At 63.8% G+C, this 19,038-nt stretch carries 18 protein-coding genes; 6 read left to right on the forward strand and 12 right to left on the reverse strand.

From position 1 onward, the window contains the following. Positions 1 to 425: 425 nt before the first annotated feature. From CNX70_RS17225 to alkB, 7 genes are all read right to left on the reverse strand, one after another. Complete coding sequence (locus CNX70_RS17225; protein WP_096235712.1) at positions 426 to 1,964, reverse strand: cryptochrome/photolyase family protein; 1,539 nt, start codon at positions 1,962 to 1,964, stop codon at positions 426 to 428. Positions 1,965 to 1,995: 31 nt separating this feature from the next. Then, on the reverse strand, positions 1,996 to 4,455 hold the full coding sequence (locus tag CNX70_RS17230) for a penicillin-binding protein 1A (protein ID WP_096235713.1): 2,460 nt from the start codon (positions 4,453 to 4,455) through the stop codon (positions 1,996 to 1,998). 74 nt (positions 4,456 to 4,529) lie between these two features. Continuing rightward, positions 4,530 to 4,925, reverse strand: coding sequence for a hypothetical protein (locus tag CNX70_RS17235; protein WP_096235714.1), 396 nt, complete (start codon positions 4,923 to 4,925; stop codon positions 4,530 to 4,532). Then, positions 4,922 to 5,740, reverse strand: a complete 819-nt coding sequence (gene blaOXA, locus CNX70_RS17240; RefSeq protein ID WP_096235715.1) for a class D beta-lactamase — start codon at positions 5,738 to 5,740, stop codon at positions 4,922 to 4,924. The genes CNX70_RS17235 and blaOXA overlap by 4 nt, the downstream gene beginning before the upstream one ends. 86 nt (positions 5,741 to 5,826) lie before the next feature. Next, positions 5,827 to 5,994 (reverse strand): hypothetical protein, encoded by a 168-nt coding sequence (locus CNX70_RS28255; protein WP_157751084.1) that lies wholly within the window; start codon positions 5,992 to 5,994, stop codon positions 5,827 to 5,829. A 21-nt stretch (positions 5,995 to 6,015) separates the two neighbouring features. Further along, positions 6,016 to 6,945 carry a GTP cyclohydrolase FolE2 gene (folE2, locus tag CNX70_RS17245; protein WP_096235716.1) on the reverse strand — a complete coding sequence of 310 codons (930 nt, stop codon included), beginning with the start codon at positions 6,943 to 6,945 and terminating at the stop codon, positions 6,016 to 6,018. 85 nt (positions 6,946 to 7,030) lie between these two features. After that, positions 7,031 to 7,693: a DNA oxidative demethylase AlkB gene (alkB, locus tag CNX70_RS17250; protein WP_096235717.1), complete on the reverse strand. Its 663-nt coding sequence runs from the start codon at positions 7,691 to 7,693 to the stop codon at positions 7,031 to 7,033. A gap of 94 nt (positions 7,694 to 7,787) precedes the next feature. Between alkB and CNX70_RS17255 the strand changes: the two genes are divergently transcribed. Further along, a complete protein-coding gene (locus CNX70_RS17255) occupies positions 7,788 to 8,258 on the forward strand; it encodes a heme-degrading domain-containing protein (RefSeq protein ID WP_096235718.1) in 471 nt (156 codons plus the stop codon). Here the strand turns inward: CNX70_RS17255 and CNX70_RS17260 are convergent. From CNX70_RS17260 to CNX70_RS17270, 3 genes are read right to left on the reverse strand one after another with little or no spacing between them, the layout of a single operon-like run. Continuing rightward, positions 8,255 to 8,947, reverse strand: a complete 693-nt coding sequence (locus tag CNX70_RS17260; RefSeq protein ID WP_096235719.1) for an aspartate/glutamate racemase family protein — start codon at positions 8,945 to 8,947, stop codon at positions 8,255 to 8,257. The two genes, CNX70_RS17255 and CNX70_RS17260, sit on opposite strands and share 4 nt — an antisense overlap. A gap of 15 nt (positions 8,948 to 8,962) precedes the next feature. Further along, the gene (locus CNX70_RS17265; protein ID WP_096235720.1) at positions 8,963 to 9,700 is read right to left on the reverse strand and encodes an SDR family NAD(P)-dependent oxidoreductase; all 738 of its coding nucleotides are present in this window, start codon (positions 9,698 to 9,700) and stop codon (positions 8,963 to 8,965) included. Next, complete coding sequence (locus CNX70_RS17270) at positions 9,693 to 10,409, reverse strand: GntR family transcriptional regulator (RefSeq protein ID WP_096238519.1); 717 nt, start codon at positions 10,407 to 10,409, stop codon at positions 9,693 to 9,695. Before CNX70_RS17270 ends, CNX70_RS17265 begins: the two co-directional genes overlap by 8 nt. Before the next feature lie 135 nt (positions 10,410 to 10,544). Between CNX70_RS17270 and CNX70_RS17275 the strand changes: the two genes are divergently transcribed. Continuing rightward, positions 10,545 to 10,997, forward strand: a complete 453-nt coding sequence (locus tag CNX70_RS17275) for an acyl-CoA thioesterase (protein WP_208624438.1) — start codon at positions 10,545 to 10,547, stop codon at positions 10,995 to 10,997. Here the strand turns inward: CNX70_RS17275 and CNX70_RS17280 are convergent. Then, positions 10,994 to 11,677, reverse strand: coding sequence for a YoaK family protein (locus CNX70_RS17280; RefSeq protein WP_096235722.1), 684 nt, complete (start codon positions 11,675 to 11,677; stop codon positions 10,994 to 10,996). The genes CNX70_RS17275 and CNX70_RS17280 overlap by 4 nt on opposite strands. 190 nt (positions 11,678 to 11,867) lie before the next feature. On the opposite strand from CNX70_RS17280, the gene CNX70_RS17285 reads away from it, so the two are divergent. After that, positions 11,868 to 13,232, forward strand: coding sequence for an amino acid permease (locus tag CNX70_RS17285; RefSeq protein WP_096235723.1), 1,365 nt, complete (start codon positions 11,868 to 11,870; stop codon positions 13,230 to 13,232). A 64-nt stretch (positions 13,233 to 13,296) separates the two neighbouring features. Here CNX70_RS17285 and CNX70_RS17290 read toward each other — a convergent pair whose 3' ends face one another. Next, positions 13,297 to 14,916 carry a hypothetical protein gene (locus tag CNX70_RS17290; RefSeq protein WP_157751086.1) on the reverse strand — a complete coding sequence of 540 codons (1,620 nt, stop codon included), beginning with the start codon at positions 14,914 to 14,916 and terminating at the stop codon, positions 13,297 to 13,299. A gap of 583 nt (positions 14,917 to 15,499) precedes the next feature. Between CNX70_RS17290 and CNX70_RS17295 the strand changes: the two genes are divergently transcribed. From CNX70_RS17295 to CNX70_RS17305, 3 genes are read left to right on the forward strand one after another with little or no spacing between them, the layout of a single operon-like run. Next, positions 15,500 to 17,209, forward strand: a complete 1,710-nt coding sequence (locus CNX70_RS17295; RefSeq protein ID WP_096235725.1) for a methyl-accepting chemotaxis protein — start codon at positions 15,500 to 15,502, stop codon at positions 17,207 to 17,209. A 21-nt stretch (positions 17,210 to 17,230) separates the two neighbouring features. Then, positions 17,231 to 17,860: an adenylyl-sulfate kinase gene (gene cysC, locus CNX70_RS17300; RefSeq protein WP_096235726.1), complete on the forward strand. Its 630-nt coding sequence runs from the start codon at positions 17,231 to 17,233 to the stop codon at positions 17,858 to 17,860. A gap of 33 nt (positions 17,861 to 17,893) precedes the next feature. Further along, complete coding sequence (locus CNX70_RS17305) at positions 17,894 to 19,012, forward strand: sulfotransferase family protein (RefSeq protein ID WP_096235727.1); 1,119 nt, start codon at positions 17,894 to 17,896, stop codon at positions 19,010 to 19,012. The last annotated feature ends 26 nt before the right edge of the window (positions 19,013 to 19,038 follow it).

Consider the following 19,038-nt stretch of genomic DNA (forward strand, 5'->3'; position numbering starts at 1 on the left):
AAAAATATAAGAACTTCATATGTCATCGAGTTCACGCAGCGAACGACGCGGGTATTAAGGTCGCTCAATGTCGATTCTGGGCGAATGAAGATTGATATAAAAGACACGGCGATGCCGTTCGACACGCGCATAGTTGATGCCTGGGTCAGCATGGAAGACGGTGTCCTGTGGCTGGAGCATGAAACGGGAGGGGAGCATACGGTGAAAATCAGACTTGCTAAAGTGCTACGTTGGTCACGTCAGCCCAGATGGTAGCCAAACTGCAGACGTCACTCTGCAATTCGACGCCTGTTCCCATCATATAATCTACTGGCCCACGCCGTGGCCGATGGCAAGCGTCCGTACGGCAACTTCACAAATTACCGTGTGGAATTCCCCTGGGAAAATAGCGCAGGCTACCATTGGGCTGCCCGTGCACCAGCAGGCTACAGTGAATCGAGCCGGGCCAGCATCGTGGCTGCCTGCTGCCGGAAAGCCGCGATCGTCGCCGCGTCCATTTTCTCCAGCTGGCGATACGCCATGCCGATGCGGGGATTGCGTTCCAGGGTGTCTGCATTGCGATGGAAAAAATCCCAGTACAGGGCATTGAAGGGACAGGCGCGCTCGCCGACGCGCGCCTTTTTATCGTAATGGCAGCCTTTGCAATAATCGCCCATGCGGTCGATATACGCCGCGCTGGAGACGTACGGCTTGGTGGCCAGCAGCCCGCCATCGGCGAACTGGCTCATGCCGACGGTATTGGGCAACTCCACCCATTCGAAAGCATCGATATAGATGCCCAGGTACCAGCCATGCACCCTGGCCGGATCGAGGCCGGCCAACAGCGCGAAATTGCCGATCACCATCAGGCGCTGGATGTGATGTGCATGCGCCTGCTCCAGCGACTGGGTGATCGCCTGCGACAGGCAATGCATCTTCGTCTTGCCATCCCAGAACCATGAAGGCAGCGGGCGCGTGTGGCCAAAAAAGTTCTTCTCCGCATAGCCGGGCATATGCGCCCAGTAAACACCACGCACATACTCGCGCCATCCGAGTATCTGGCGGATGAATCCCTCCACCGCAGCCAGGGGCGCATGGCCGGCGTGATAAGCCGCTTGCGCCCTGGCGACGACTTCGCGCGGGTTGAGCATTTTGACGTTCAGCGCGAACGACAGCAGGGAATGAAACAAGCGCCATGCCTTGCTGCTCATCGCATCCTGGAAATCGCCAAAATGCGGCAAGGCCCGCTCGATGAAGGCATCGAGCTGCTGCAGCGCCTCATCCCGGTTCAGCGCCCACGCCAGCCGGTCGGCATGCGGCGCGCCGAAGCTCTTCACGCCTGCGGCGACGATGCTTTGCCATAACGGGGAATGGTCATGCACGGTGCGCGGATCTTGCGGCTCGGCGGGCGTGCCGCGCCAGGGCTTGCGGTTATCGTGGTCGAAGTTCCATTGACCGCCGACGGGTTTTTTCGCGTCTTCCATCAGCACCTGGTGCGTGCTGCGCATCTGGCGATAGAAAAACTCCATCAGCCATTGCTTGCGTCCAGCGAAAATATCGGCAGCCTCATGGCGGGCCGTATAGAAATGCTCGCTGTCGACCATCAGCCAGGGGATGGTCGAGCGTCTTCCCGCCTGGTACAGCTGCTGGTCGAGGCGCCACTCGTCGGGCGCCTGGTATTCGAAGGCGCAAGCGTCATAGTGACGAATCAGCGCTTCGATATTCTCCGGTATCGAACGCGTGCTTGCCACCTCGTCGATGGCGATGTAATGCACGCTGTGGCCAAGCTGGCGCAGCTGGCGCGCCAGCTCGCGCATGGCTGCGAAGATCGCCAGGATTTTCTGCGCATGATGCAGCACATAATCGGTTTCTTGCCGCACTTCCATCAGGACATAGATGGTGGCGGCATCGACTTCGGTGAACCAGCGATGCTGCGCATTGAGCTGGTCGCCGAGTATCAGGCGCAGTGTAGGCTTGGGTGACATGATTGTCCTGTATCAATTAACATCGCGTCGGCTACCCTTGAGGCACGGGCTGCGGCGCCGGCTGCGGCATAGGAGCGGGTGCCGGAGCGGGCTCCGGCACCGCCTTGCCATGCGTGTCCTGCTCGCCTTCGGACGGCACGGCCAGCGGCGCTGGCGGCACGCCTTCCTGCAGCAAGTCTCCCGGCTCTTCCACCGGTTCGTCCTGCGGCTCATCGACCGGTTCCACATGGCGCAGCGGTGGTGGCGGCTTGCCGCCGGGGAAGATGGCGTCGCGCGACAGCTTGCCCGTGTCCAGCGCAGTCTTGAAGAAGTCGCCCACCACCAGCACGGCATTGTGGCCGCCCTGGCCCCAGTAATTGCTGCGCATGGTGACGCGTGCGTCGTTGAAACCCACCCAGGCGCCGCCCACCAGTTCCGGGTGCATCAAAATAAACCAGCCGTCCGCATTGTTTTGCGTGGTGCCGCTCTTGCCGGCCACGTCGGAACGGATGCCGAAGCGGCTGCGGATGGCCGTGCCCGTGCCGCGGTCGATCACGCCGCGCATCATGTCCGTTAGCGTGGCGGCCGATGCCTCTTGCATGGCGCGCTGGGGCTTGTCTTCGCCGAAGCGGGCGATGACCTTGCCTTCGCGGTCCGTGATGTGCGTGACAACAAACGGCAGGCGCGCTTCGCCCTGGGCCGCAATGCTGGCGTAGGCGTTGACCATTTCCAATAAGGTGACGGGACTGGTACCCAGCGCCAGGGATGGCACTTTTTCCAGCTTGCTGTCGCGGATACCCAGCGCGCGCGCCAGCTTGATGATCGGCGGCAAGCCCACGTCTTGCATCACTTGCGCCGTGATGGTGTTTTTCGAGTACACGAGGCCATCGCGCATGGTCATGTCGCGCCCTGTGGTGCCGCTCATGTCGGTCGGGCGCCATTTCGTGCCGTCGGCCGCCTTGATATCCATCACTTCATCGCGGTAGACGTGCTCGGGGCTCAGGCCCTTTTCCAGCGCCGCGCCATACACGATGGGTTTGAAGGTGGAGCCGGGCTGGCGCGCCGCCTGCGACACGTGGTCGAATTGCTCGCGCGCAAAGTCGCGGCTGCCCACCCAGGCGCGCACGGCGCCCGTGGCCGGGTCCATTGCCGCAAAGCCCGCTTCCAGCCGCGTTTTCGACTTGCGCAGGGCCGCCATGAAGGCGCGGTCGCCCTTCAGCTGCGCCAGCGCCGCCTCGGGCGTGCTGCCGGCCGCCGTCAGCTTGCGGTAATCACCCGCCTCGCGCACGAAGGCGTCCAGCAGAGCCGGATGCGATTTCCAGAAATACTCGAAGGCCACGCTACCAGCCTGCATGCCCGCGTACATGCCCGTCGAGGTGGACGAAGGCACGCCCGCGCGGCTCCATTCCACGTCGGCAATGGCCTGCAAGGCGTTCGCCTGGCGTTCGACGGCGCGCTCGGCCGCCTGCTGCAAATCGTGGTCGAGCGTGGTGTGCACCACCAGGCCATCGCGTTCCAGGTTGTAATCGTTTTCGTCGGCCCAGTCGATCAGCCACTTGCGCACATAGGCCGTGAAATGGCTGTCCGATTGCGCCCGCTCGCTCTGGCGCTCGAAATGCAGGCGCAGCGGACGCTTGATCAACTGTTTATAGCGCGCCTCGTCGATGACGCCGTGCTTGCGCATCTGGCCCAGCACCACGTTGCGCCGCTGCAAGGAACGTTCGGGATTGCCGACGGGATTGTAGTAATTCGTGCCCTTGAGCATGCCGACCAGGGTGGCGCTCTCCAGGATGTCGAGGCGCGAGGCGGGCTTGTCGAAATAGGTGCGGGCCGCCATTTCGATGCCGTAGGTGTTGTACAGGAACGGCACCGTGTTCAGATACGCTTCCAGGATTTCCGTCTTGCTGTAGGTGGCCTCGATTTTCAGGGCCGTGATGAGTTCCTTCAGCTTGCGGTTCAGGTTGCGCGAGCGGCCTATCTCCTCGGGGAACATATTGCGCGCCAGTTGCTGCGTGATGGTGGAGCCGCCCTGGGGGTTGCCCCCCGCCGTATGCAAGATGGCGCCCGCCGTGCGCGTGAAATCGATGCCGTGGTGTGCGTAGAAACGGTGGTCTTCCGTCGAGATCAAGGCGCTGATCACGTTCGGCGAAATCTGCTTTAACGTGACCCGTTCCTGCAAGCCCTGGTCGAAACGCACCAGTTCCTTGCCGTCGGTGCTGACCATGGTGCTCGGTGCGGCCGCGCGCGCCTGGCGCAAATCGTGGATACTGGGCGTCAAGGGAATCAGCAGCAGCAGGTACAGCGTCAACAAGGCCAGCAAAGCCAGGAACGACCACAGCCCCAGCACCAGCGCGCGCCGCACGGGCGGCAAGGTCATCAAGTGCGCATGGCCGCGCCGGTACAGCGCTACTGCTTTTACCCACGCCACGCCCGCCACACGAACGACCTGCGCGCGCACCTGTATCCACGCCTGGCGTGCTTTTTCCTGAAACTGCTCCATGCCTGATGCCATGCTTGTAACCTTGTCTGATGCCGGATGATCCGTTTCAGCAAGTATATAGGTCGGGCAACAAAGCGGGCCGGATTTTACGCCTGGCAGGCATCGAGGCGCGCCAGCGTGACGCCGACATACGCGCCCACGCAGCGCACGTCATGCGTTGTAAACGGGTTTTCCAGCTGCAGCAGGCCGCAATCGCAGACGACGGGGTCAACGCTGACGACGACGCCCAGCGCCAGGTAGCGCCAGCCGTCAAGCCGGCGCAGCCCCTGCTCCCGGCCCGGATTGGCGCGGAAGATGGCGTCCCAGTCGTCACGCTCGCTGGGCATGGGCGACAGTTCGAGCTGAACTTGCGTGCCGGCGGCCAGTTGCGCGCCGCCGAACTCGTCCATCACGTGCAGGCGCTGGCCATCCACCTCGATAACGGCTTCCAGGTACGCTCCCTCGGAGGCGATGAAGGTGGCGGCGACGATGCTGGCCGTCACTTCTGCGCCTGCTCCAGCAAGGCCGGCAATTCTTTCAGCATCGCTTCGCGCGTGCGCAAGCCCGCCGATGGCAAGCCCTTCTGCTCGTCCTGCACCAGGCGCGCAAACACGATGCTGCGCTCGCCCTTGCTGGCCCAGCCCACGAACCAGCCGTAGCCATGCGCTTCGTCAAAGCTGCCGTCGGCCTTGCGCGGGAAGGCCGCGCCCGTCTTGCCATGCACTTGCCAGCCATCCACGTCCGCCAGACGCGTCAAGCGCTGCGTTGCCTGCATCGCCTGCTTCGTCACGGGTAACTGGTAATTGACCAGTTTGCGCAAGAAACCCAGCTGTTCCAGCGGAGAGATCTTCAGCGAAGAGCTGATCCACGAGCGCTCCAGGCTATTGTCCTTGCCTGGATCGCCCGACACATCCGCATTGCCATAACGTAAAGCCTTGGCGTACTTCTGGAAGCGCTCGGCGCCCAGCGCCTGCGTGATCTGCTGCGAATACCAGACGACGGAATACTGCATCCAGCGCGACGGGTCCGTATCCTGGCGCCACGCTTCGCCGCCCCAGTCCACATAGCCCTGGCGGTATGGCAGGCTGGGCTTGTGCTCATCCTTGAGGAAACCGGCGTCATAGCCCATCAGGCTGAGGGCGATCTTGAAGGTCGAGGCGGGGGTGACTCTGTCGATGCAATTGCCTTCTTGCAACAAGACGGCGCCCGTTTTGGCGTCGGCCATGGCGGTGCAGATGGTGGCGGCCTGAGCCTGCGAGGCGGCCAGCGTGGCGCCTGCCAGGCCGAGGATGAACGGGAAGAATGCGCGGTATTTCATGGGCCTCCGGGGCTGGGGGAGAAGGACAAGGCGAGATTGTACCGGTCAGCGCGGCGCGATGCCAGCGCTGATGCAGCACCTGAGAGCTAGCGCCCCGCCGGCGCGCCCGGCTGGCGTTGCCGCTTCAAATGTTCCTCTTCCAACTCGTCCATGCCCAGCTTTTCCTCGTCGATCAGCGCACGTTCGCGCCGTTCACGCTCCAGTTCCTCTTCCAGGGCGCCTTCGCCAGGCTCCTGCGCGATGTTCTCCGGCATGCTGTCTTCCTCCAGGGTCGATTACTGAAAAACTCGGGCAAGCTGGCCCGCCTGCGCCACAGCATCGTGCGGATGCAGGCTTTCCATATGCCGTACGGTAACACGCGCCTGCGCATAATGTTGCGCCAGCGCCGCCTGCACGCGGCGGGCCGCGTCTTCCACATACATCAGGTTAGCACCATTGAGGCGCGCGAAAGCCTGCTCGTCGGCCCGTTTCACGGCCGTTTGCAGCGGCGTCGCCAGCGCCGCTTCCACCAGGTCGATCAAGGGAAACAGGTCCAGCTCCGCCTGCTCCGTCAATGCCACGCTGACCGTCGCCGTGCTGCGCTGGCTGTGCGGCGTGGCCAGGCTGGCGTGTTCCCGCAGCCAGTCGCGCGCGGCGATGCCATCGATGCCGCCCTCGCCGAACCGCGCCGCAAACGCGTCGGCAAGCAGTTGCCGCGCCAGCGCCGCCGAACACGGACAGGTCGACGAATAGCCGATTTCCACCGTCAGGGTCAGCGCAAAGCACTGCGCAGAAACACTCGCCTGCAGGCGCACTGGATACGATTTCCAGCCCGCCAGTCCCGCCGTCAGCAGCGCCGCCTGGCGCCGCAGCACGGGGAACGCCAGCGCCAGGCGCGCCTGCGTGCTGCCGCAATCAGCGTGGCTGTCCACCATGCGCCGCAGCACGGCGGCCAGCGCACCCGCATCGAGCGGCTGCGCGGCGGCAAACGCATCGAGCAGCCGATACAGCCGCGACATGTGGATGCCCTTCACGTGCGGATCGGGCAAGTCCACCTGCACATCGGCCCAGGCATGCACTTGCTGCGCCTGCCCGCCCTCTTCCAGCCACACGGGCAAGGCGATGCCCTGCATGCCGACCCATTCCAATGGCAAGGGGTGGCCCAGATGGGGACCGGCGGCCACATCGGGCAAGGGCGTGGAAACGGAATCGCGCTTCATGGTCATGGCTCCATATGCAAACAAGTTGCATATCATGGAGAAAAACAATCGTATTTGCAAGTATCTTGCATTAATGGGCATTAATGACAGCTCAGCCAGCCTTGCGAAACGTCAGATTGATGCGCTGCGCGCCCAACAACGCGTGTTCGCCATCCTTCAAGGGCGCCACGCCGTGGAAGCGCAGGCGGTCGGCGCCGCCCCACACCACCACGTCGCCATGCAGCAGGGCGATGCGCGCCGCCTTGTTGGCTCGCTCGGCGCCGCCGAACAGGAAGGTGGCGGGCAGGCCCAGCGAGACGGAAACGATGGGCGCGGTGAAATCGCATTCATCGCGGTCCTGGTGCAGGGCCATGCGCGCACCGGGCGCATAGCGGTTGACCAGGCAGGCGTCGGGCGTGAAGCCCGGATAGCCGGCCGCCAGCGCCGCCTGCTGCGCCAGGCGCAGGAACACGGGCGGCATCGGCGGCCAGGGGCGGCCGCTGGCCGGATCGAGCCGCGCATAGCGGTAGCCGCGTCCATCCGTGATCCAGCCCTGGGCGCCGCAATTGCTCATGGCAACGGACATGCGCAAGCCGCCCGGCGTGGCCATGTGGCGCAGGGGCGCCGCCAGCACGATGGCGTCCAGCGCCGGCAGCAATTCATCCAGATACGCCAGCGCAAAAGCGCGCAGCAGGACCGACGCGGAAGAACCGGGCACCAGCGGCGCGGGGCTGGCCGGAGCCTGGTCTTCATCGGCAAACAGGGACAGGTTCATGCCGTCTATTGTAGGCGCGGCGCGGAAAAAGCGCGCGCGGCTGATCCATGCTGCGCTACAGTAGCGTTTCCAGCCACTACCACCCGCCGCCACGATGGATCATTACGCCGATTTGCTGCAAACCCTAGCGCAACAGGAAGAATCCCTGCAATTCGAACGCTTCGACAACGACGCCGCGCTGGCCGTGGGCCTGTGGATCGTCGAAGAAGTGCGCAAGCGGGGCAAGGCCGTCACCGTGAACATCACGCGCAACGGCCAAGTCCTGTTCCACCACGCCATGACGGGCGCCACGGCCGACCAGGCAGACTGGATACGCCGCAAGAACCAAACGGTGCAGCGCTTTTGCCACAGCTCCTACTACATGGGCATCTCGTATAAAAGCCGCGGTAGCACCTTCGAAGACGTGAAATACCTCGACGACATCGAGTACGCAGGCCACGGCGGCGCCTTTCCGTTGCTGATACGCGGCGTGGGACTGGTCGGCACGGTGAGCGTTTCCGGCCTGGCGCAGGCCGACGACCACGCGCTGGTGGTGGCGGCGCTGCAGACGCAGCTGGAACGCTAAGCTTCCAGCGCCCGGCGCAAGGCGGCGCGCGCCAGCAAGCGCGTGGAGTCGAGCGTCGGCAGCGGCGAATTGGCATCGCTGATGATCAGCGGGATTTCCGTGCAGCCAAGGATGACGGCGTCGCAGCCCTGCTCGCGCAAGCCGCCGAGGATGGCCTGGAAGCGCGCCACGCTGTCCGCCTTGACCACGCCCGGCACCAGTTCTTCCATGATGATGCGGTTGATCTCGCTGCGTTCGTCCTCGCCGGGCCGCACGCAAGCGATGCCGCGCGCGGCCAGCCGGTCCGGATACACGGCGCTGTCGACCAGCCAGCGCGTGCCCGTCAGCCCCACGCGGCGAAAACCGCGCGCGGCCGCTTCGGCGGCGACGACGTCGGCGATATGCAGCCACGGCAGCGGCGAACGGGGCGCCATCAGCTCGAATGCCTGGTGGATGGTGTTGTCGGGGCAGATCAGGAACTCGGCGCCGGCGGCGGCCAGCTTGCGCGCCGACGCCAGCATCAGTTCGGCCACGCCGGCCAGGTCGCCAGCATTCAAGCAAGCCACATAGCGCGCCAGCGACGGCGTGTGCAGTGTCACTTCCGGATGTGCATACGCTCCCAGCGCATGCGCGCCCTCTTCGCAGATGGTGCGGTAGCACAGGGCCGCGCCTTCGGCCGAACAACCGACGATACCGATATGTTTGCTCATGCTCTTCCTCCTTGATTAAATGCGCTGGCCGCCGTCGATGGGAATTTCCGCACCCGTGATGTACGAGGCGCGCTCGCTGCACAGGAACTCCACCAAATCGGCCACTTCGGCCGTCGTGCCCAGGCGGCGCAGGGGAATTTGCGTGTCGACGATGTGCGAGGTGCCGGGCGACAGGATGGCCGTGTCGATCTCGCCCGGTGCGATGGCATTCACGCGCACGTTCAGCGGCGCCATGTCGTTGGCCATTTCGCGCGTCAGCGACGCCAGCGCCGCCTTCGAGCTGGCGTAGGCGGAACCGGCAAACGGATGCACGCGGTAGCCGGCGATCGAGCACAGGTTTACGACGGCACCGTGCGCATTCGACAATTCCTGCGCGAAGCCGCGCGTCAGCGCCAGCGGCGCAAAGAAATTCGTGTTGTACATTTCTTGCCACGTCTGCATGTCGGTCGTCAGCGAATTGACGCGCGCGCCGCCCGGCCCCTTCGGCGACACGCCCGCGTTGTTCACCAGCGCGTGCAGCTTCGAGTCGCCCAGCATGGGACGCAGGGTATCGACCATCTGCCCGATCTGGCTCAGGTCCGACAAATCCATGCACACATGCGTGTTGTGTTCCTGGCTGCGCGGGCAGCCGCCGGGAATCGGGCTGCGCGAGACGGTGATGACCCGCCAGCCCAGGCTGCGGAAGCGTTCGGCCACGGCGTGGCCGATGCCACGGCTGGCGCCCGTGACGATGGCGGTTTTTTGTTCACTCATGTTCTTCCTTGTTCTGTTCTCGTTCGGTTGTGCCGGCGTGAATGCGCTCCTGGCGCATGACATAGGCCAGCATCTGCGCCCCGCCGTCGAGGATGTCCTGTTCGATGGCGCGCCGCGCGGCCGCGCTGTCGCGCTGGCGCAGCGCGCTGATGATGGCATGGTGGTGGCCCACCCGCATGTCGGGCGAAAAGCTGGCGTAGCCGGCGGCGATCAGGGGCGCCGTCTGCATCCACAGGTGGTCGACGAAGCGTTTTAGCGTCGGCATTCCGGCCGCCTGCGCCAGCGCAAGGTGAAACACCTGGTTGCATTGCAGGGCCGCCGCCAGATCGTGCCGCTCGATGGCCTCTTCATTCGCCTGCAGCAGGCGCTCCAGGTCGGCCAGCGTAGCGTCGTCGATGCGCTGCGCCGCCTCGAATGCACCCAGCCCTTCCAGTTCCAGGCGCAGCGCGCGGATTTCCAGGTAGCGCGCCACGCTGAGCACGGGCACGCGAAAGTCGCGCGGCGAGCGCAGCACCAGCGCCTCTTCCTGCACCAGTTGCAGCATAGCGTCGCGCACGGGCGTGACGCTGGTACCGAGCTGCAGCGCCAGTTCGCGGATGCGCAGCCGGTCATTCGGCTGGAAGCGCCCGGCCGCCAGCGCGTCGCGCAGCATCGCATACACGGATTTGCCCAGGTTGACGTGCACCAGGCTGTCCAGGGAATGGTTCATAGGCATTTTCAGATTTTTCGGATTATGATGCATCATACATCAATGCATAAAACAGCGTTTTTCCAAGCGTGCGCCGCAGGCAGGAAATGCCGCCAGCACGTACAATCAGCCGCCACCGTAGCGAAAGGAGCGCACTTGAACTGGGATTATCCGCATGCCCACACCCTGCCCGTCATGCCCGAAGCGGGCGACATCGATGGCTTGCAGCATACGAACAACGCCGTGTATGTGCGCTGGTGCGAGCATATCGCCTGGCACCATTCGGCCACGCTGGGGCTGGACCTGGAAGATTACCGGCGCCTCGACCGGGCCATGGCAATCCGCCGCGGCGAATACGATTATCTGCTGCCGACGCGGGCCGGCGAAGCGCTGACCCTGGCCACCTGGCTGTGCGCCAGCGACGGCCGCTCCAGCATGGAACGGCGCTTCCAGCTAATCCGCGACAGCGACGGCGCCACCGTCGTGCGCGCACGCTGGAACCTGGTCTGCATCGAATTGAGCAGCGGCCGCGCGCGCCGCCTGCCGCCCGAGTTTCTGGCCGTGTACGAACCGGCCATCGTCGCGGCGCGCCAGAGCGCGCAGGATTAAGCTGGCAAGCGTGCCGGCTCCAGCGCGATCAGCACCAGCAAAATGGCCAGCGGCACGGCCAGCGCCGCAAAACCCACGGCCAGGTAGGCAAAGGCGGCCAGGATGGCGCCCACGGCAAAGCCCAGCAAGGGCCAGAAGCATTTGACGCAGCGCTCGCGCGTGGCGCCATCGGCCGCGCCGCGCAGCACGTCGACCGTATCGATCACCAATTGCGTGACGTTGCCCGTCATCATGGACGTGGGCGCCAGGTGCGCCAGCAGCAACCGGCTGATGGCGCTGTGCGCCCCCATGGCCGCCGCGCCGAACAGGCCGGCCGCCATCGCCAGCGCGCCCGGCTCCGCCGCCAACGGTTCGGCCAGCACGCCAGACACCATGAAACCGAGCAGCAGCGCCAGCTCCAGCAGCAGCGCCAGGCGCAGCGCCGGTCCGCCGCGGCGCTCGACCGCCACGCTCAAGAGCCGCGTCACCGCCACACCCACGATAAACGCAGGGAACGCCAGCAGCTTGAGCGCGATCGAGGCATGCGTGGCGTTGGCCAGCGCCGCGCCGATCAGCACGAAGTTGCCCGTCACATGGGCCGTGAACAGGCCGAACAGGGCGACAAAGCCCAGGGTATCGACATAGCCGGCCAAAAAGCCCAGGCTGATGCCTTGCAAACGACTACGCTGCGCAAGATGCATGCACGCTCCTTGAAATTTGCCATCATGATACCGCGTCGCCGGCGCAGCCTGCAGCGCTTTTTGCGCGCCGTTCGGCGAAGATGCGGGGCTTTTCTTGCGCCTCCGCAGTGCAACATGCATTTCGCTCCTGCTTTGCGCGCCCATGCTTTAGAATCAGCGACCTCAGCCCCGTAAAAACAGGATAAAACATATGACGGCAGTCGGGAATACCGAACCACAAGAGCTCAAGCGCGGCCTGAAAAGCCGCCACATCCAGCTCATCGCCCTCGGCGGCGCCATCGGCACCGGCCTGTTTCTGGGCATCGCGCAAACCATCAAGATGGCCGGCCCTTCAGTCCTGCTGGGCTATGGCATCGCCGGCGTCATCGCCTTCCTGATCATGCGCCAGCTGGGCGAGATGGTGGTCGACGAACCCGTCGCCGGCTCCTTCAGCTATTTTGCCGATAAATACTGTGGCCACCTGCCCGGCTTCCTGTCGGGCTGGAATTACTGGGTACTGTATATACTCGTCAGCATGGCCGAGCTGACGGCCGTCGGCATCTATGTGCAGTACTGGTGGCCGGGCGTGCCGACCTGGGTCTCGGCGCTGATCTTCTTTTGCGCCATCAACGCCATCAGCCTGCTGAACGTGAAAGCCTTTGGCGAAATGGAATTCTGGTTCGCCATCATCAAGGTGGTCGCCATCATCGGCATGATCGTCTTCGGCGCGTACCTGCTCGCGTCCGGCGACGCGGGCCCGCAAGCGTCGGTGGCCAACCTGTGGCAGCACGGCGGCTTCTTCCCGAATGGCTGGCAGGGCCTGGTGATGGCCATGGCCGTCATCATGTTCTCGTTCGGCGGCCTGGAACTGGTGGGCATCACGGCGGCCGAAGCGGACGACCCGAGCACCACGATTCCACGCGCCACCAACCAGGCCATCTACCGCATCCTGATCTTTTACATCGGCGCACTGGGCATTTTGCTGTCGCTGTATCCGTGGCAAAACGTCGTCACCGGCGGCAGCCCCTTCGTGCTGATCTTCCATGCGCTCGACAGTAACCTGGTGGCCACGGCCCTGAACGTGGTGGTGCTGACGGCCGCCCTGTCCGTCTACAACAGCGGCGTGTACTGCAACACGCGCATGCTGTTCGGCCTGGCCAAGCAAGGCAATGCGCCACGCGCGCTGCTGCGCCTGAACCGCCGCGGCGTGCCGCTGGCGGCGCTGGGCGTGTCGGCCCTGGCGACGGGCGCCTGCGTGGTGGTCAACTACTTCATGCCGGGCGAAGCGTTCGAAGTGCTGATGGGCCTCGTGGTCTCGGCGCTGATCATCAACTGGGCCATGATCAGCTGGATCCATTTGCGCTTCCGCGCGCAGAAAAAAATCGAAGGCAAGACGACCTTGTTCCAGAGCCTGGGCTACCCATTCACCAACTACCTGTGCCTGGTCTTCCTGGCCGGTATTTTGGTGATCATGTACCTGACGCCGGGCCTGCGCATCTCCGTCTACCTGATCCCCGTCTGGCTAGGCGCCCTGGGTGTCGGTTACTGGATCAGGCAACGCAAGGCCAAGGCCTGACGCGACACCGTCACCAAAGAAAAAGCCCGCCTTCTTGTGTGAAGACGGGCTTTTTCTCTGCACGCTATGCGCCGGCCGCCCCATTCTTGGCTTCCTGTGCCGCGAGCATGGCGTCCCCCTGCCACGGGCTGATCCACTGACCGGGATAGGATTGCAGCATGATCTCGTCGTTCAGTGTCAGCAAATCCTGTTTGTGCCGCTCATCCCTACCCTCGACAGTCTGGTCCGTCGTACCCGTCTTGTAAGGCCACAGCAGCGTGAGCAAGTCACGCTGCACCGAATGCTGGGTCGGCGTGGTCGTGTCCGACTCCAGCTTGCCCATCACATATGTCATGACATGCGTCGACTGGCTGGCCGCCTGCTGCAGGCTAGCTTTGACCAGCTTGCCTTCCTTATAGGCCAGTTGCGCATCGCTGCTGGCCGTGTCTTCGATCTGGTGGTAGGTGTAATTCTGTGATTCCACCGCTTCCGTCAAGCGCAACGGCACGCCAGGGATCAAGGGCATGTGGAAGCTGGCGCTCAGCTTTGATTGCTGCTGCTGCCGGATCGAGCGCTCGTCCTGGCTGGCGCCGGCCAGGGTCGTCTGTTGCGACAGTTCATAGTTGAAGCCATCCGTTTCCGTCAAGCGCATGGAATTGATCGATTTCGGCGTTTGCGACACCGAAGCGCTGAAGTCCGCCATGCCGGTCAGGATCGCCTTGTCCTCGGCTGCCAGGCGCCACTTGCCCGCTACCGGCAAGCCGTGCGGATCCTGCGGCGCGGCGTTGCTGTGCAAGGCGCCAAACGCATCCTTGAACATGGCCATCAGCGCCGGATCGCCATGCCCGCGCGACGCGGCCTGGCCGATCTGCTTCATATAACTGCTCATGGCCTTGGCCTGCTGCTCCTGGCTGCCCAGGGCATTGAGCTTGCTGGCGTCCACCTTCACGTCCAGCGAGCCTGCCACGCCCTTGAAGCTGACCTTGCGCTGCGCGCTGTCGGCCTGGAAGTCCAGCGTCTGCGTGCTTTGCGGCTCGGTGCGCACTTTCACTTCCGCGTGCAAGTTCACCGAGGCCAGCACGTTCTGGTCAAATTGCATCAGACCGTTCAAGCTGATCTTCGGCTGGCCCTGCGCCATGCCATCGATGGCTTCCTGGAAGGCCTGCGCCAGGCCGCCCAGCGCGCCGGCCTCGGTCTCGCTGAGTTCGCCGCTCGTGCTCATGCGCACGGCCAGGCCATCGTCCTGGCTATCGAGCGACAGCTTGACCTCCACGCCGCTCTTGGTGGTGATGCTGAGAGTGACCTTGTCTTCGCCATTGCCGTGCAAGCTGGCCGCTTGCATGGCCCCGATGTCGCTATAGGTATTCGGTTCCATGCGCGGCGGCGATTGCTGTACCGCCTGCGACACATTGCGCACGCCCCCCTTGATCTGCTCCAGCAAGCTCGCGCCCAGGCCGGCGAAACGGCCGCCAACCGTGCGCGAAAAAAAGTTTTTCGTCATTTGCTCGCTGACGCTATCGCGCGACGGGCTTTCCCATATCTTCGGCGACGGCGTCAGGTCGGCAATGGCTTGCCTGGTCCCGATGGCAACGATGGAAGACGGGCTTGGCGCCGGGGACGGCGCGGCATCGGCCTTGTTGGCCGCAGCACTGAGCGCGCGGGACGGACTTGGATTCCAGCTCGGGATCGAGGAGACGGAGGTCATGGGTCTTATGCCTTGCTAAACGAGGATCGGTGGTTGAATAAAATATGCATAACCTTCGGTTTTTGATAACTATTTACCTTCGAGCACTCCCAAGCTTTCACGGAGAAAGGGACGGGGCACATCTGAAACGCTAAGCAGACACTGCTATAACGACGCGAAAGGTGAAATCATGAGCGCAAAGTAGCATGAAAACTTTTCATTCTTGATACAAACCACGCTGCGCCGCCACGCCCGAACCCGCGCGGGTTTGCCATCTAAGTAACCCCCAATAAATTATTGTGATTTCTGACTTCCATAACCGGCGCTCTGCGGCGTTGCCCACTGCTAGCAGTGCTCGCACTGCGTCGCAGCGCACGCCTTGCATAGCATCCGGTTCTGTTCGTCATAAATTCACAATAATTTCCTGAGGATTACTTAACTCAATTCGAACTGTTGCCGCAAGTAAATTTCTACTGTTGCTCAAATGCTGAATGTGACTATGTGTGACATTTCACCTACCCGCAATCACTATGATCGTTGAGTGCTTCGCGACAAATCCGCATTAGCTTATGCGAAACGGCAAGCACAGCCTTAAGGAGGCAGCATGCAATTTCTGAACTTAACCATCGCCAAGCGGCTCGGCCTGGGCTTTGGCCTGGTCGCCCTGTTCCTGTTGCTGGTCATCGCGCTGGGACTGACCAGCATGCGGCAAATCCAGGACCGCATGGATGAAGCGACCAAGGTCAACAACGTCGAAACCAGGCTGGCCCAGACTATGGACTTGACAGTGACTGAGCGGGCGCTGGCGCTGCGCAATCTGATTTTGCTGAAAGAGAACAAGGAAATCCAGATCGAGGTCGCACGCATCGCGGAGCAGGAAAAAAAATATGCCGCCGCCCAGCAAAAGCTGGGGGCGATGTTCGCCAAGCTGGAAGGCACCTCGAGCGAAGAAAAAAGCCTGCTCGAACAGATCCGTACACAAAGCGAACTGGCGGCACCCTTCATCCAGCGGGCCGCCGCGCTGGCGCTGGAGCAGAAGCAGGACGATGCCTACAAGCTGCTGCGCTATGAATTCCGCCCCGTGCAAAAGCGCTGGTGGGAATTGCTGCGCGCCTTGATCACCGTCGAGGAAAAGCAGAATAACGAGGCCTCCAGCATGGCCGAGGCGGCCTACAGCCAGGCGCGCCTGGTGATGCTCAGCATCGGCACGCTGGCCCTCGTCACCAGCCTGCTGGCCGCCGTGCTGATCACGCGCAGCGTGACGCGCCAACTCGGTTGCGAACCCGACGAAGCGGCGGCGATCGCCGGACAGATCGCCAGCGGCAACCTGGCCGTGCCCATCCATACCCGCGCCGGCGACACGCACAGCCTGCTGCACGCCATGCAGTCGATGCGCGACAGCCTGGCGCAAATCGTCCAGCAAGTTCACGCCAGCACCGAGACCATCGCCACGGCGGCGGGACAAATCGCCATGGGCAACCTGGACTTGTCTTCGCGCACGGAGCAGCAGGCCAGCACGCTGGAGCAAACCGCTTCGTCCATGGAAGAACTGACCAGCACCGTGCGCATCAACACCGACCATGCGCGCCAGGCCAACGGGCTGGCCGAATCGGCTTCCGATGTCGCCACCAAGGGCGGCGCCGTGGTGGCGCAGGTGGTCGACACCATGGCGGCCATCGATGTCTCGGCGCGCAAGATCGTCGACATCATCGCCGTCATCGACGGCATCGCCTTCCAGACGAATATCCTGGCGCTGAACGCGGCAGTCGAAGCGGCCCGCGCCGGGGAACAGGGGCGCGGCTTTGCCGTGGTGGCCACCGAGGTGCGCAACCTGGCGCAGCGCTCGGCCGCGGCGGCCAAGGAAATCAAGGACTTGATCGGCGACTCGGTCGACAAGGTCCAGGCCGGCAACCGGCTGGTGGAACAAGCCGGATCGACCATGCACGAGGTGGTCGCCAGCGTGCGGCGCGTCACCGGCATCATGTCCGAAATGATGTCCGCCAGCCAGGAACAATCGGCCGGCATCGAGCAAATCAATATGGCCGTGACGCAAATGGACAATGTGACGCAGCAAAACGCGGCATTGGTCGAAGAAGCCGCCGCCGCCGCGCAAGCGATGCAGGAACAGGTCAACAGCCTGAATGATGTGGTCAGCGTCTTCCGCGTGGGTAACATCGCCGGTGGCCGCGATGCGGGACTGCGTGTGGTCAGCCGTCCGCCACCGCCGCTGGCGGCACGGCGCCCGCCCGCCACGCCAAAGCCGCCCCGTCCGGCCGTCGCCAAGCCCAGCGAAATCGAGTGGGAACAGTTTTGAGCCGGCAACGGGGAGTGGCACATGGGTAAACTGGAACAGATCACCGCCGCGGACGACGTGGTGGCGACGCACATCTTCCCGCATGCGGGCCATATCGGCAAGGAACAGCGGGGACCGCTGGCCGGCCAGCAGGCTGCGACATTATGGCTGACCGGCCTGAGCGGCGCAGGCAAGTCGACGCTGGCGTACGCGCTGGAAAGGCGGCTGCTGGCGGCGGGCCGCCTGAGCTGCGTGCTCGACGGCGACAATATGCGGCACCACCTGAATGGCGACCTGGGTTTTTCTCCGCGCGACCGCCAGGAAAACATCCGCCGCGGCGCCGTCGTGGCCAGGCTGATGAACGACGCCGGCATGATGGTCATCTGCGCCTTCATCTCGCCGCTGCGCAGTGATCGCGACATGGCGCGCCAGATCATCGGCAGCGACGATTTTATGGAAGCCTACATCAGCACGCCATGCGCGCTGTGCGAGGAACGCGATCCCAAGGGACTGTACAAAAAAGCGCGGGCCGGACTGATCCCGGCATTTACAGGCGTCTCCGCGCCCTACGAAGCACCGCTGGCGCCGGCGCTGACGCTCGATACCAGCATGCTGTCGCTGGAACAGGCGTGCGAACGGCTGTTCCAGCAGCTGTGCCCGCGCTTCATCTGATGCCGCGCACCCACCTGTTCGAGGAATGACGAAATGAGTTCCACGCACCACCCCGGCCACGGCGCGCGCCCGCAGCCTGTCATGATGATCCCCCTGCGCCGCTGCGGCAGCCATGCCCTGCGCCTGCGCCTGAACCTGTCGCCGCAGTTTTATTCACCGTATCCGCTGCACCTGGTCGACATGATGCCGCTGCTGCCCCTGTACGGCGACTTGCGCGACGACCGCGCCTACTTTCGCCTGGTGGTCGATGTAGTGGGCCTGGCGGCGGTCAGCATGGTCAAATGGCCCGGAGTCGTCTTCGATCCGGTGGAAGTGTTCGAAACACTGCGCGGCCAGCCGCGCAGCATCCACCGCGTGGCATGGGAGCTGCTGCTGCGCGCGGGCGAACGCCGCCAGGCGCAGGTGGTGATGGACAAATCGCTCGACAGCGTGCACTACGCCGACGACATCGTGCGGCTGTATCCTGACATGCTGTTCCTGAACATGGTGCGCGATCCGCGCGCGCAAGTGGCGTCGATGAACCGCGCCATCATCCACGATTTCGACACGCTGCTCAATGCCAGGACCTGGCTGGCCGCCCACACGGCTGCCGACCATGTCCTGCAACGCTATCCTCAGCGCGTGCTGACGATACGCTATGAAGACTTCCTGGCGCGGCAACAAGAGACGCTGGAAACGGTATGTGACTTTCTCGGCATCGCCTTCCTGCCGCAGATGCTGGACGTGGCCGCGTCGGCGGAAGCGCGGCACATCGCACAGCTGTCGTCGCTGTGGTCGGCCAACTGCCATGCGCCGATCGCGGCCAACATCGACAAATTCAGGCAGCAACTGTCGGACGATGAGATCAACCTCATCGAAACGCTCGCCGGACCGTACATGGACCGCTACGGCTACACGCGCCTCGCCCGCGGCGACGCCGACATCACGCCCGCGCTCATCGAACTGGCCGGAGTGCGCTCGGCAGAAGGACGCGAACGCGCCTGGCGCGCGCTGGAACAGGATAACTTCCGCGACTACGCGCTGCGCCGCTGCCGCGCCGACTATCTGGCCCAGCTGCATGCACGCCTCAGCCAGAGCGGTGGCGCGCCGGACAGCGGTGCCATCGTCACGCTGGATCCACTCGACCCGGACGCGTTTGTCGTCGATGATTGACATGCTGGCGCCGACACCTGCTCCGC

Origin of the sequence: Janthinobacterium svalbardense (assembly GCF_002327145.1) — a bacterium.
Taxonomy (GTDB): Bacteria; Pseudomonadota; Gammaproteobacteria; order Burkholderiales; family Burkholderiaceae_D; genus Janthinobacterium; species Janthinobacterium tructae.